The 12,365-nt window shown below is 67.8% G+C and carries 13 protein-coding genes; 6 read left to right on the top strand and 7 right to left on the bottom strand.

Translation table 11 applies throughout. The annotated features are described in order from the left end of the window. Positions 1-17 precede the first annotated feature (17 nt). Positions 18-95 (top strand): PEP-CTERM sorting domain-containing protein, encoded by a 78-nt coding sequence (locus JTJ31_RS25365; protein ID WP_408015420.1) that lies wholly within the window; start codon positions 18-20, stop codon positions 93-95. 204 nt (positions 96-299) lie between these two features. Beyond that, a complete protein-coding gene (locus JTJ31_RS14760; RefSeq protein ID WP_236020214.1) occupies positions 300-1,052 on the top strand; it encodes a PEP-CTERM sorting domain-containing protein in 753 nt (250 codons plus the stop codon). 606 nt (positions 1,053-1,658) lie between these two features. On the opposite strand, the gene JTJ31_RS14755 is transcribed toward JTJ31_RS14760, so the two are convergent. Next, a complete protein-coding gene (locus tag JTJ31_RS14755) occupies positions 1,659-3,392 on the bottom strand; it encodes an MFS transporter (RefSeq protein WP_328805751.1) in 1,734 nt (577 codons plus the stop codon). A 590-nt stretch (positions 3,393-3,982) separates the two neighbouring features. Between JTJ31_RS14755 and JTJ31_RS14750 the strand changes: the two genes are divergently transcribed. Continuing rightward, positions 3,983-4,759, top strand: coding sequence for a PEP-CTERM sorting domain-containing protein (locus tag JTJ31_RS14750; protein ID WP_207539477.1), 777 nt, complete (start codon positions 3,983-3,985; stop codon positions 4,757-4,759). Between the two features lie 196 nt (positions 4,760-4,955). Here the strand turns inward: JTJ31_RS14750 and JTJ31_RS14745 are convergent, their stop codons facing one another. Next, the gene (locus tag JTJ31_RS14745) at positions 4,956-5,171 is read right to left on the bottom strand and encodes a hypothetical protein (protein ID WP_207539476.1); all 216 of its coding nucleotides are present in this window, start codon (positions 5,169-5,171) and stop codon (positions 4,956-4,958) included. 317 nt (positions 5,172-5,488) lie between these two features. On the opposite strand from JTJ31_RS14745, the gene JTJ31_RS14740 reads away from it, so the two are divergent. The 3 genes from JTJ31_RS14740 to JTJ31_RS14730 all read left to right on the top strand — a co-directional run bounded on the left by JTJ31_RS14740 (position 5,489) and on the right by JTJ31_RS14730 (position 6,445). Next, entirely contained in the window at positions 5,489-5,695 is a 207-nt protein-coding gene (locus tag JTJ31_RS14740) for a cold-shock protein (RefSeq protein ID WP_207539475.1), read from the top strand. Between the two features lie 57 nt (positions 5,696-5,752). After that, positions 5,753-5,992, top strand: a complete 240-nt coding sequence (locus tag JTJ31_RS14735) for a hypothetical protein (RefSeq protein WP_207539474.1) — start codon at positions 5,753-5,755, stop codon at positions 5,990-5,992. A 99-nt stretch (positions 5,993-6,091) separates the two neighbouring features. Beyond that, positions 6,092-6,445, top strand: coding sequence for a hypothetical protein (locus tag JTJ31_RS14730; protein WP_207539473.1), 354 nt, complete (start codon positions 6,092-6,094; stop codon positions 6,443-6,445). 76 nt (positions 6,446-6,521) lie between these two features. Here the strand turns inward: JTJ31_RS14730 and JTJ31_RS14725 are convergent, their stop codons facing one another. From JTJ31_RS14725 to JTJ31_RS14705, 5 genes are all read right to left on the bottom strand, one after another. Further along, on the bottom strand, positions 6,522-8,597 hold the full coding sequence (locus tag JTJ31_RS14725) for an acetate--CoA ligase family protein (RefSeq protein ID WP_207539472.1): 2,076 nt from the start codon (positions 8,595-8,597) through the stop codon (positions 6,522-6,524). An 8-nt stretch (positions 8,598-8,605) separates the two neighbouring features. Beyond that, on the bottom strand, positions 8,606-9,673 hold the full coding sequence (locus JTJ31_RS14720; protein ID WP_207539471.1) for an acyl-CoA dehydrogenase family protein: 1,068 nt from the start codon (positions 9,671-9,673) through the stop codon (positions 8,606-8,608). A gap of 5 nt (positions 9,674-9,678) precedes the next feature. Next, entirely contained in the window at positions 9,679-10,854 is a 1,176-nt protein-coding gene (locus JTJ31_RS14715) for an acyl-CoA dehydrogenase family protein (protein WP_207539470.1), read from the bottom strand. A gap of 1 nt (position 10,855) precedes the next feature. After that, complete coding sequence (locus JTJ31_RS14710) at positions 10,856-11,626, bottom strand: enoyl-CoA hydratase/isomerase family protein (RefSeq protein WP_207539469.1); 771 nt, start codon at positions 11,624-11,626, stop codon at positions 10,856-10,858. Between the two features lie 85 nt (positions 11,627-11,711). Then, the gene (locus JTJ31_RS14705) at positions 11,712-12,362 is read right to left on the bottom strand and encodes a TetR/AcrR family transcriptional regulator (protein ID WP_207539468.1); all 651 of its coding nucleotides are present in this window, start codon (positions 12,360-12,362) and stop codon (positions 11,712-11,714) included. Positions 12,363-12,365: the final 3 nt, after the last annotated feature.

The following is a 12,365-nucleotide window of genomic DNA, read 5'->3' as shown; positions in this document are numbered from 1 at the left end:
CGGCCACCCTCACGCCAGTGCCTGCGCCGGCTGGCCTTGCCCTGATGGGCCTCGGCCTGCTCGGTCTCGGCCTGCTGCGCCGCAAGGAGATCTGACCGTCCCTGCAAACGCGTGACGAGCTTCGGCCAGTCGCGCGACCTCAAGGAGCATGTTTCCAGTTCCAACAAGGTGCGGAAACAAAAACTGCATCAGGTCCCAGGAGGACCACCATGAGGAGACTAGCTTTTCAGCTCATGACAGGGGCGATGCATCAGTCCCTCACCGCACCTTTCTCAACCCGTTTTGGGAAGGAGCCTCACATGCCAAGACAATCCGCAGCACTGCTGCCAGCCCTCGCAGTGGCTGGCGCCGTCTTCGGGGCGGTACCTAGCGCCCAGGCTGATCTGATCCTGACGGCCAATGTCGGTGGCACGGTCTTCAGCTGTGCCGACCAAGCCCTCTGCGACACCAACGGAGCGGTCGGGGTTCTCGGGATCGGGACCACCTCCACCCCTGAGATCATCAACGGCGTCAGCGTCTTCGGTTCGATCAGCACCGCAACAGGCGTCCCTGGGAACCCGGGCTCGGGCACCGATAGCCTCAACAGCAGTTCGCTGCAGGTCATCAACAACAGCGGCGCCAGCCAGACCATCAACGTCTCGGTGGGTGCGACCGACTACCTCAATGGCGGCCCACTGGCTTTCCTCTCCGGTTCCGGGACGATGGAGAACAATGCCGGGGAGTCGATCACGCTGAGCTACTACGCCGACGATGCGAACAACCAGGGTGGCCAGACGCCCAATGACCGGCCGGGCACCCTGCTCTTCACCGACACTTTCAGTGCGCCGACAGGCGCCCCGTTCAGCTTCTCTTTGAACCAGTCGGCTGCGACCAGCCTGACATCTCCCTACTCCATGACGCTTGGGTTCGATTTCACGCTGGATCCGGGCGGCCAGCTGCTCAGCCGCGGCCAGGCCCTCACCATCCCCGTTTCCGAACCGGCGAGCCTCGCGCTCCTCGGTGCTGGGCTGCTCGGCTTGGGCTTGGCGTGCCGTCGTAAGATGGCCGCATGAGGCTTGGATGAGGCGCTTCCAGGCGGAAGCGCCTCACGCGCTCCGGAGGGATCATCCCGCCGGAGCGTCGTACGTCTCGTTTCTTCTGCCCGCACATGAAGTCGCGGGCTTGTTCCGCCTTCGCAGACACTATGACCCTGCTGCCACAACTGCCTTCTGCTCGCGCGTGAGATCGCGAGGCCCCGATGCAAGCGCACAGATTGTGGAAGCCCTCTTGAACGGGAACACCTTGGCCTCGTCGCGGCTGCGATGTTTGGGGGCAGGACCCTTCAGCGCTCGCCACGGCAGGCGCATCGCTGCTGTTCCGCTGTCCTCCATCGGGCACCCACCTCCCAGCGCTGACGCCTCAGCCACGCGAAGGCAAAGGCCACGACCGCCGGCTCGAGGCAGACATCGTCCAGCATCGAGATCCGCGCCGTGTGCGCCGTCCAGATGTCGTCGGGCCACTCAACACCCGCAGGGCCCGAGGTGGCTCAGGCCTGTAGGCAGGTCAGCCGCCCATCTTCCGCGGCAGCCGCACCGCTTCAGGTCACTCAACCTCTCGAACCTAATCACGAAGAAAGGGGGCCTTGCGGCCCCCTTCCCTTTCAAGCAATGGCCTGGGCGTCACTCGGCCGGGCGGTAGCTCGGTCGCACCGTCGCGCTCGCGCCTTCATCCGCGAAGATGTCGCGGTCCTTGGTTTCCGGCACCATCAAGGCACCGATCACCACGGTTGCCAGCGCGATGACGACCGGATACCAAAGGCCGTAATATACATCGCCTGTCTGCGCGATCATGGCGAAGGCAGTGGCCGGCATCAGACCGCCGAACCAGCCATTGCCGATGTGGTACGGAAGCGACATGGAGGTGTAGCGGATCCGCGTCGGGAACAGCTCCACCAGCGCCGCGGCGATCGGCCCGTACACCATGGTCACGTAGATCACGAGCAGGGTGAGGATGCCGATCAGCACCGCCGGCTGCTCGCGGAAGAAGTCGAACGGCCCGCTCATCCGCACCACCGAATCGTTGGCGGCGGCCGGGTAGCCGGCCGCTGTCAGCGCCGCGCCCAGCTCGCGGGTGAAGCGGGCGCTTTCCGCCGCGCGTTGCGGCGCCGGCATGTCGCGAAGCTGCGGCGCCTCGACGAGGGTGGGGCCGATGCGCACGCTCGCGCCGGCGCGGTTCTCCTCGTTCTCCACGGAGTAGTTGACCGAGGCGCGGGCAAGCGCCGCCTTGGCCACGTCGCAGGCGGAGGTGAACTGCGCCGTGCCGGTCGGGTTGAACTGGAAGGAGCAGTTGCTCTTGTTCACCACCACCTGCACCGGAATGTTCTGGTGCGCCTGATGCAGCGCCGGATTGGCCTCCGCGCTCATCAGCTTGAAGAGCGGGAAGTAGGTCAGCGCCGCAAGCAGGCAGCCGCCGAGGATGATTGGCTTGCGCCCCACCTTGTCCGACAGCCAGCCGAAGAACACGAACCCGCCCGAGCCCAGCAGGAGCGACCAGGCGATCAGCATGTTGGTGGTGAACCCATCCACCTTCAGCACCGAGCCCAGGAAGAACAGCGCGTAGAACTGCCCAGTGTACCAGACCACCGCCTGGCCCATGACGAGGCCCAGCAGCGCGAACAGCGCGATCTTAGCATTCTTCCACTGCCCAAAGGCCTCGCCGAGCGGCGCCTTGGACTGCTTGCCCTCTTCCTTCATCTTCTGGAAGGCGGGGCTCTCATTCATCTGCGAGCGGATATAGACCGAGATCGCCAGCAGGAAGACGGAGACCAGGAACGGCACACGCCAGCCCCAATCGAGGAAGGCTTCCTCGCCGAGGAAGGAGCGCACTGACAGGATCACCAGCAGCGACAGGAACAGTCCCGCCGTCGCCGTGATCTGGATGAAGGAGGTGTAGAAGCCACGCCGCCCATTCGGTGCGTGCTCCGCCACGTAGGTGGCGGCGCCCCCGTACTCGCCGCCCAGGGCGAGGCCCTGCAGGCAGCGCAGGATGATGAGGATGATGGCCGCGGCGATGCCCCAGCTTTCGGAGCCGGGCAGCAGACCGACCAGGAAGGTCGAGAGGCCCATGATCACGATGGTGACAAGGAAGGTGTATTTTCGACCGACAAGATCGCCCAGCCGACCGAAGACCAGGGCGCCGAACGGCCGCACCAGGAACCCCGCCGCGAAGGCCAGAAGCGCGAAGATGTTGCGCGTCGTCTCGTCGAACATCGAGAAGAACTTCAGCCCGATAATCGCCGCCAGCGACCCGTACAGATAGAAGTCGTACCATTCGAAGACGGTGCCGAGCGAGGAGGCGATGATCACCTTCCTCTCCTCGGCCGTCATCGGCTGCGTGGCTTGTTGAATCGCCATTTCCATCCCCTCCAGCACGGTGACCTCGGACGGCTCCTGTCAGCCTCCGTAAATCACCGCGCATGTGGAGACATTGTCCCCGTGGACAGACCGGCCAGGCAAATTAAGGAAAAGTTAATTCTAGACCATGCTGCAAACCTTGCGAGCGCCCATGGCTTGCCTGCCATCCGGGCCGGATGGCACTTGGCTCATGACGCGAAGCCCTGCGTGAACGCCCTCTAAGATCACACCTTCCTGGTACATGCGTGCAGGTTTGTGGCGACGAGAACCGCCAGGATCCAGCTTCTGCGCCTCGGCACCCGCACTACCTCGTGCCTCCATGCGACGGCTGATCTTCTGGCCAAGTGTCGCGCACGCCAGGCAACTCAGCCAGGGCACAACCCACATCGAGCCTTGGTTTGCGCTCCCTTCGCACACATAGCCCGACACCCTCATGGCTGGATGCTCAAGCAATGGTGGAAGGAAGTGCGAATGCATCCACGATGGCTCGCGCACGGTTGTCCTTCAGGTCACACGACCTGGGAGTATGCTTGCCCAGCCGACAAGGGTATCATTCCAAGCCATGATCTCAGTGTGGGGAGGAAGGCCTGATGCGAGTTTCTGCAGCAGTCTTGGCGGGGGGGCTCCTGGCGGCCTGCGGTGCCACGGTGTCCAATTCGGCCAAGGCTGATTGGATCTTCAGCTTCACCCAGACCTCTTCTTGGTTCGGACCCAGCTACAACCCGGAATATGGCAGTCCTCCGCCGGGCTCTCCGCCTTGGCCCTTGCCGGAATTCCTTCAAACGGACGGCTTCTTCCGCCTCGCCGACAACGTCGTCCGCTCGCGCTACACCATCAGCGCCGGCAATTTCGCCGTGCCGCCCTACGATGCCGTCGGAACGACCAAGGGCCTGGTCGATATGGCCTTCACCACCTTCTACGGCCCCGACCAGTTCAGCAGCGCCATCGCCATCGATGCGCAGCTGTCGGACTGGACGAACAACACCCGTCCACCCGATCTCGAGGGCTACTATGGCCTGAAGCTGGTCGGGACGCCGGGCAAGCCCATTCCCACGGGCGAGATCTACTTCAACAATACCGAGTCCGATGGCCGGCTGACGATCGCGGCTGATGGCAGCGTCATCGGCGCCTTCAACACCGACCGGGGCGGCACCTGCGGCTGGGGCGGCGTTTGCGGCTTCAGCGGCTACTTCACGGCAACCCATGTCCCGAACGGACGGGGCCTTGGCATCATGGCTCTCCAGGCCGCCGTGCCGGTCCCGGCACCGGCCTCCATGGCACTGCTCGGCCTCGGCTTGGCCGGCATGATCCTGCTTCGTCCGGGCCGGCGTAAAGCAGGGTCTCAAAAGGAACATTCGGCGTCCTGACTCCAAACCTGACGCCTTGAGCGCGGGGACGAGAGCATCGTCTCCGCAGCTCCCATACCTGGGCCCTGGCTCCTCCCGCTGCGCCTTGCACTGGAAGGGTGCGGCGCCTCCACATCAATGCCGCGCTCGAATATGCTGGCGCGTGCTGCTAGCCACCAGTGATCCGCCGGCGGCGCGGCGGACTTCGCGCGGTTCATCATCGGCGACGCCACTGGGCCCACCTGCGCACAGCGAGCCAGCCTACGCCGCACGCGACAAGGACGAGGAAGCCGGCGAGCAGCCCCGCGCCAAGGGGGTAAAGCCCGTCCATCTCGTCGTAGCGCGTGCGCCCGGCGACGGTGTACAGGCCCCACCACGCAAAGACGCCAAGTGTGACGGCGAAGAACAGCAACAGAGCTACGACGACGCGCATGGGAGCCACCTTGGAGCGCTTCCAATCACGGACAGTTCTGGCCTGACATGCCCGGTTGGTGGAAGCCTTTTCCCCCGGCGGAGGAAGGAAGCAACTGTGGCGATGCGCCAAGATTCAGCGCAAGCGGCACGCCGCCCTTGTGTCCGACGGCTTATTGCTTCACGATGCATGGGTCAGCCTCGACTGGTTCGGCCGCCCTCTTTTCGCTAGCAGACTTCGCGTCGCTGGACGCGTCGAGGCACGATCCGCACTCCTTTCGATGATGATCCGTCCCGCATTCGCGCGGGTCGGCACTCTGGTTCCGAAAGGAACATCCTATGCCCACCGGCACCGTCAAATGGTTCAACGCCACCAAAGGCTATGGCTTCATCCAGCCCGAGGATGGCTCAAAGGACGTTTTCCTTCACATCTCCGAGGTGCAGCGCTCCGGCCTCACCGATGTCCGTGAAGGCGACAGGCTTGAGTTCGAGCTCCAGGCCGGCCAGGGCGGAAAGACCTCCGCGGCGTCCATCCGCAAGGCTTGACGCCAAACTCGAAGGGCGGCCCTTGGGCCGCCCTTCTGCTTTTGAAGGAACACGCGCATGCCCCTGCCCATGCATCGCTTCGGCGTCGGCCAGAGTGTCGAGTTCATCACCGGCCACGGCGCCTCCCATCTTCCACCGGGGCTTTTCACCGTGCAGCGCCTGCTGCCCAACGACCAGCTCGACCGCGAATACCTGCTGCGCGGCGCCGCAGCCGGCGAAACGCGCGTGGCGCGCGAGACCGAGCTGCGGGAAGCGCAGCTGCATCCCAGCGTGCAGCCGAGCCCGCGCAAGCCCTGATCGGCGGCGGCGATCGCCGCCATCGGCGCGCCGTCCCTCGACCTTCACTCTCTTGGGTGGCACGGAGAAGGCATCGGAACCCAGCAGGAGACTCGACCGATGCGCTCCCTTCTCGCCACAGCCCTCGCCACCACGATGGCCGTTGCTGCCTTGCCCGCGCAGGCCCAGGACATGCGGGCTTGCGACGGCGCGGTCAGGGCCTCGATCATCCCGCGCATGGAGTCCGGGCATATGGTCTACCGGGTGCGCCTCGACATCGTCGCCAACGACTTCGTGCCGCGCAACGTGACGCTGCACTTCAACCCGCCCGCCCCCATCACGGTGGATCCCTCCGGCCCCGTGCTGGTGTCGCGCGCCGGCCCGGTCTTCCACCCCATCGGGTATGCGCCGATGCAGGCCGGGCTGCCGAACACTTCGCAACTCCTGCAGCACCTGACGCTGTCCTGCTCGTGACGCGCGGAGCAGAAGGCGGGCGCGGCCCTGCTGGTTAGAAGCAGCTGAAGCGCAATCCGTCCCGGCGGATCATGCTTCAGCCACGCACCCGCACCAGCGCGTCGAGGGCGAAAGCCCCGTCGGAGCGCACCAGAAGGGGATTCACCTCGACGCTCTCGATCCCCTCCTCCGCCGCCGCCAGCTCCGACACGGCGACCAGGGCGGAAACCAGCGCGGCACGGTCACAGGGCGCGGCGCCGCGCCAGCCTCCCAGCAGCCGCGCGCCGCGCACGGAATCCACCAGCGCCCCGGCCCGCTCCGGCGTCAGCGGCGCGCTGGCGAAGGCCACGTCGGCGAATAGTTCCACCGACACGCCGCCTAGGCCGAACATCACCATCGGGCCGAAGACCGGATCGCGCTGCGTGCCGATGATCGTCTCGACGCCGCCCTTCAGCATGGGTGCGACCAGCACCCCGTCCAGCTTTGCCTCCGGACGCATCGCACGAGCCCGGCGCATCAACTCGGCAAAGCCGGCGCGCACTGCATCGGCATCCGCGACGCCGAGCAGGACACCGCCCACCTCCGTCTTGTGCGGGATGTCGTCGGACAGGATCTTCATCACCACCGGGTAGCCGAGCGCATCGGCGGCCGCGGCAGCCGCCTCCTCCGTCGCGCAGGCGTGCTCGGGCGGAACGGGCAGGCCCGCCTCGCGCAGCAGGGCCTTGGCCGCGGCCTCATTTCCCGCGCCCGCCAGCCGCACGCCGGAGGGGCGCGGTGCCGGGGGCGCGGCCGCCTCTGCCTGCAGGTCGCGCAGCCGCGACGCGGCGGCAACGGCGCGGACAGCACGGGTCGGGTCCTCGAAGACCGGGATGCCCAGCGCCTCCAGCCGCAGCCGGATGGAATCCACATGGGTCATCACCGCGACCACGAGACGATCGGGGAAGCGCCGTCGCAGCGCGGCCATGGCCTGCTCCAGCGGCGGGAAGCGCTCCTCGTTGCGGCCGAGATGGGCGAGATAGAACAGGAGGGAGCCAAGCTCCGCGCCCTCCATCATCACCTGGCTGATGCCTTCGAAGACATGCATCCGGCCATTCAGCTGGGCCGTGGTGTCGATCGGGTTGCGTCCGCCCGCGACGGGCTGGATCTCGGTGATGCGCGACAGCGTCTCCGGCGGCATGGGCGGCACGGGCAGCCCCGCCTCCACCGCCGCGTCGGCCATCAGCACGCCGATCCCGCCGGAGACCGACAGGATGCCCACCCCCGGCAGCGGCGGCACCGCCGCGACGGAGCAGAGATAGGCGATGTCCAGCATCTCCTCGATGGAGGAGGCGCGGTAGGCGCCGCATTCGCGGAACACGGCGTCGATCACGCGGTCCTCGCCCGCCAGGGCGCCGGTGTGGGTGGCGGCGGCCGCAGCGCCCTCCTCCGTCCGACCCACCTTCATGACGACCACCGGCTTGCGCGCGGCGGCGGCCTTCAGCAGCGCCGCGCGCAGCCGCTCGCCATTCCGGCACCCTTCCAGCGAGGCGCAGATGACGGCGGTGCCTTCATCCTCCGCGAGGTAGTCGATGCAGGCGGCGACATCGAGATCGGCCTCGTTGCCCGTCGCGATGGCGCGGCTGATGCCCAGGCCGCGGAATCCCGCCACCGCATAGATGTGCGAGCCATAGGCGCCGCTCTGCGTCGCGACGCCGATGCGCCCCGGTCCCGGCCGGGCCGTCGCCAGCAGGGAGGAGAAGGTGCCGAAGAACCCATCGGGCGGGCTGATGGAGCCGAGGGCGTTGGGGCCGGTGAAGCGGATGCCGGCGTCGCGCGCGATTGCGACGAGGCGTTCCTGCATGGCGACGCCCTCGCCCCCCTCCTCCGCGAAGCCGGAGGACAGGATCTGGACGTGGCGGATGCCCTTCGCCACGCAATCCTCCAGCGCCGCCGCGACCAGCTTGGCCGGCAGCACGATGAGGGCGCAGTCCGGAACCTCCGGCAGATCGCGTAGGCTGGGCCAGGCGGGCAGGCCCTGCACCTCGCGGCTGGACACGTTGATCGGGTAGATGCGGCCCGAGAAGCCCAGCTCCTTGATATGGAACAGGGTGCGGCCGCCCAGCTTGTCGGGATCGCCCGAGGCGCCAACCACGGCGACGGAGCGGGGGCGGAACATGGGGTCGAGCGGGTGCATGGAACCTCTCACGCGGCCAGGAGGCGGCGGGCCTGGAAGACGCGCCCGCCATGCTCGAACTCGGCCATCAGCAGGCGCTTGCACAGGCGGATCGCCGGCAGCTCCTCCGTCATGCCCATGCCGCCATGGCACTGGATGGCGGATTCCGCCACCTCGCGCCCCGCGATGCCCAGGCGCAGCTTGGCGAAGGCAATGGCACGCCAGGGCAGCACATCCTCCGTGGTGGCGGCGCGCAGCGCGGCGGCGGTGATGCCGCGCAGATTCTCGTACTCCACGTACATGTCGGCGACGCGGTGGCGCAGCGCCTGCTGCGTAGCGAGCGGCGCACCGAACTGCACGCGCTGGTTCAGATAGGCAACGGTCTGCTCGATCAGCGCGCCCATCGCGGAAACGCCCTCGACGCAGGCCAGCAGGGCGCCGAGATCGCGCGCCGTTTCGACACGCCGCCGCGCCTCGTCGCCCTCCGCCAGCACGGCTTCGGGCACGGCGCCTCGGCACCGGATGTCATAGGCAAGGCGGCCATCCACGCGCAGGCTCGCCACCAACTCCATGCCGGGCGCGTCGGCGCGCAGCAGGAGCAGGGCGGGTGCGTCACCCTCCACGAAGGCGACGACATGCGTGGGGGCGGGCGGCGCTTCGATCCCCACCGCGGCGCCGTGCAGCGCCCCATTGGGCTGGCGGCGCAGCGCTTCCTCGCCGGGGTCCTGGGTCGCGCCGGGCAGGATGGCTGCGATGCGGGCGCTGCCCGACGCGGCATCGGCAAGAAGCGGATGCCCGGACAGCAGCGCCGGCACGACGCCGCAGGCGGTGGCCAGCGGCAGGGCCAGCCCGGTGCGCCCTGCACCGCAAAGCAGTGCGGCGAGTTCGGCGAGGTCGCCCCCGGCGCCGCCCTCCTCCTCCGCCACCGCGATGCCGGGCCAGCCCAGCGCGGCGATGCGGTCCCATTGCGCACGCAGGCACGCGGCCTGGGCGGAAGGCTCCGCGAGGGGCGCAAGCTCGGCGGCGGCTTCCTCGCCGAAGCGCAGCGCAGTCTCATAGGTCTCGCCCGCGACGAGCGGGGTGGCGGCGAAGGGCATGGGCGTCAGTTCCCGAACAACTGCCTGGCGATCACGTTCTTCTGCACCTCGCTGCTGCCGCCATAGATCGTGCGGACGCGCGCGTACATGTAGTTCTGCACCCATTCGAGGCCGGGCGGGTTGGCATTCGGTCCCTCCCCCTCGACGCGGCGGAAGCGGGAGGCAAGGCGCGACCCGACCGCATCCAGCGCCACCTGGCTGATGGATTGCATGGTCACGCTGGTGGAGAGCTTCACCACGGAGGGCAGCAGGCCAAGCGGCTTGCCGTCCATCACCGCCTGCACCGACTCCCGGCCAAGCTCCGCCGCGCCGAGCAGTTCCGCCTCGGCTTCCAGGAGGCGGTGCAGCAGGAGGCCGCGTTCCTCCTCCCGCGCTGGGCCGGCCAGTTCCGTGCGGACGAGGTCGCGCACGCGCTCCAGCGCCATGCGGTGCGGGGCGATGTTGGCGCCGCCCAGCCGCTCCCGCTCCAGCAGGAACTTGCCGTAGGTCCAGCCCTTGCCTTCCTCGCCGATGCGGTTCTCCACCGGCACGCGGACGTTGTCGAGGAACACCTCGTTGACGTGGTGCCAGCCATCGATGGTGCGGATGGGACGGATGGTGATGCCGGGGCTGTCCAGCTTGACCAGCAGCAGGCTGATGCCCTGCTGCTTCTTCTCCTCCTTGGAGGTGCGGACCAGCGTGTACATCCAGTCCGCTTCATGCGCGTGGGAGGTCCAGGTCTTCTGCCCGTCCACGATGTAGTGGTCGCCCTCGCGCCGCGCCGCGGTGCGGAGCGAGGCGAGGTCGGAGCCGGCGCCCGGCTCGGAATAGCCCTGGCACCACCAATCCGACCCGTCGAGGATGCCGGGCAGGAAGCGCTGCTTCTGCTCCTCCGTCCCGAACTCGATGATGACGGGGCCGAGGTGGCGCAGCCCGTGATGGTATTGCGGCGGGCAGTCGCACTCCGCCATCACCTCGTCGAAGATCACGCGCTGGCGGGCATCCCAGCCGGTGCCGCCGTACTCCTTCGGCCAGGACGGGGCGCCCCAGCCATGGGCGTGAAGGATGCGCTGCCAGGGCGCCCAGATCTTGCGCGACAGCTTGCGGTAGCTCGCGACCACTTCGCGGATCTCGGGCGGACAATGGGCGAGGGCGAAGCGCCGCACCTCCTCCCGGAACGCGTCGTAGTCGGGCTCCGCCATCTCAGCGGCCCTTGAAGACGGGCTTGCGCTTTTCCAGCTGCGCCATCCGCGCCTCCTTCGCGTCCTCCGTCTTGGACAGCTCGTAGGTGAAGTTCTGCTCGAAGCGGTAGGCGTCGCGCGGCGGCATCAGCTCGACGAAGTTGCAGCTGTTCTTGGCATACTTGATGCCCAGCGGGCTCTTGGAGGCGATGCGCGCCGCCATCTTCATCGCCTCGGGCAGGAGCTCGTTCTCCGGCCAGACGGAGTCGATCACGCCGAGGCGATACAGCTCCGCGGCCGGGATTCGGTCGCCGGTGAACATCAGCCGCCGTGTCCAGGACTTGCCGAACAACTCGCGGATCATCGCCGCGCCGCCCGCGAGCCCCACGTCGATCTCCGGCATGCCGAACACCGCGTTCTCCGAAGCCATCATGATATCGGAGGAAGCCATGAGCCCGAAGCCGGCGCCTAGCGCCGCGCCGTTCACCGCGCAGATGATGGGCTTCGCGCATTCGCGCATGGCATTGCCCGTCTCGCGCGTCACGCGGTTGTGGCGCCAGTACTGGCCGGGCACCCTCGGGTCGGGACGCTGCTTGAGGTCAGCGCCGGCGCAGAACACCTTGCCCTGTGCCGTCAGCACGACGACGCGGATGTCGTCGCGGTCCGTCGCCTCGTCGAAGATCTCGATCAGCCGGTCGCGCATCTCGGCGTTCACGGCGTTGACGGGGGGGCGGTTCAGCGTGGCGACGGCGATGTGGTCCGCCACCTCCAGGGTCACGACATCCGACGACATGGGCTTCCTTCCCTTTGCGGCGGCCAACCGACCGACCGTTCGGTCGGGAGACTAGGCGCGGCGCGGGGCCGCCGCAAGACGGGGGTCAGCCGGGCGCCGCCTTGCGCCGTACCGCCGCCGGGGCGCGCAGCCCATCGATGATCATGCCGCAGAAGCTGTCCGCGATCTCGGCGGCGGAAAGCGGCCCGGCCGGGTCGTACCAGCGCGGCATCCAGTTGATCGAGCCGAGGACGAAGCGCCCCGCGATCCGCACATCCATCTCGCGCAGGTCGCCGGCCTCGATCCCGGCCTGCAGGATCTCGCGCAGCAATTGCTCGTAGCGGTCGCGCCAGGCGATGCGCTCCTTCCGGGCGCGGGTCTTGGGATCACTCCAGAAGGCGGTGGACCCGGCGATCCAGGCCCAGCGGAAGCGCTCGAAGAAGCGCGCCGTCTCCACCAGGAAGGAGCGCAGCCGGACGAGGGGGGTCGCGGCGGGATCGTCGTGCTTCGCCACGTGCTGGAAGAGCGACCGGGTGGTGCCCATCGCGAGCGGCCGCAGGATCGAGTCCTTGTCGGGAAAGTAGTGATACAGCGTGGCCTTGGAGACGCCGCATTCCGTCGCGATGTCGCGCATGGACACGCCGTCGAAGCCGCGCTGGGCGAAGAGGCGGCAGGCCACGTCGAAGATCTGAAGGATGCGCCCCTGGGGCGGCTCGCCCCCTTCATCCAGTTCCAGCAACTCAACGATCGTGTCCATGGA

Source organism: Sabulicella rubraurantiaca (assembly GCF_017355885.1).
Classification (GTDB): domain Bacteria; phylum Pseudomonadota; class Alphaproteobacteria; order Acetobacterales; family Acetobacteraceae; genus Roseococcus; species Roseococcus rubraurantiacus.
Note: the sequence above shows the minus strand (reverse complement) of the source record. Positions and strands in the feature narration are given on the sequence as shown.

What these genes read in the sequence shown, in the direction of transcription:
- JTJ31_RS14760 (WP_236020214.1), top strand. Translation starts at nt 300, where the DNA reads ATGCCAAGACAATCCGCAGCACTGCTGCCAGCCCTCGCAGTGGCTGGC.
- JTJ31_RS14755 (WP_328805751.1), bottom strand. Translation starts at nt 3,392, where the DNA reads ATGGCGATTCAACAAGCCACGCAGCCGATGACGGCCGAGGAGAGGAAG.
- JTJ31_RS14750 (WP_207539477.1), top strand. Translation starts at nt 3,983, where the DNA reads ATGCGAGTTTCTGCAGCAGTCTTGGCGGGGGGGCTCCTGGCGGCCTGC.
- JTJ31_RS14745 (WP_207539476.1), bottom strand. Translation starts at nt 5,171, where the DNA reads ATGCGCGTCGTCGTAGCTCTGTTGCTGTTCTTCGCCGTCACACTTGGC.
- JTJ31_RS14740 (WP_207539475.1), top strand. Translation starts at nt 5,489, where the DNA reads ATGCCCACCGGCACCGTCAAATGGTTCAACGCCACCAAAGGCTATGGC.
- JTJ31_RS14735 (WP_207539474.1), top strand. Translation starts at nt 5,753, where the DNA reads ATGCCCCTGCCCATGCATCGCTTCGGCGTCGGCCAGAGTGTCGAGTTC.
- JTJ31_RS14730 (WP_207539473.1), top strand. Translation starts at nt 6,092, where the DNA reads ATGCGCTCCCTTCTCGCCACAGCCCTCGCCACCACGATGGCCGTTGCT.
- JTJ31_RS14725 (WP_207539472.1), bottom strand. Translation starts at nt 8,597, where the DNA reads ATGCACCCGCTCGACCCCATGTTCCGCCCCCGCTCCGTCGCCGTGGTT.
- JTJ31_RS14720 (WP_207539471.1), bottom strand. Translation starts at nt 9,673, where the DNA reads ATGCCCTTCGCCGCCACCCCGCTCGTCGCGGGCGAGACCTATGAGACT.
- JTJ31_RS14715 (WP_207539470.1), bottom strand. Translation starts at nt 10,854, where the DNA reads ATGGCGGAGCCCGACTACGACGCGTTCCGGGAGGAGGTGCGGCGCTTC.
- JTJ31_RS14710 (WP_207539469.1), bottom strand. Translation starts at nt 11,626, where the DNA reads ATGTCGTCGGATGTCGTGACCCTGGAGGTGGCGGACCACATCGCCGTC.
- JTJ31_RS14705 (WP_207539468.1), bottom strand. Translation starts at nt 12,362, where the DNA reads ATGGACACGATCGTTGAGTTGCTGGAACTGGATGAAGGGGGCGAGCCG.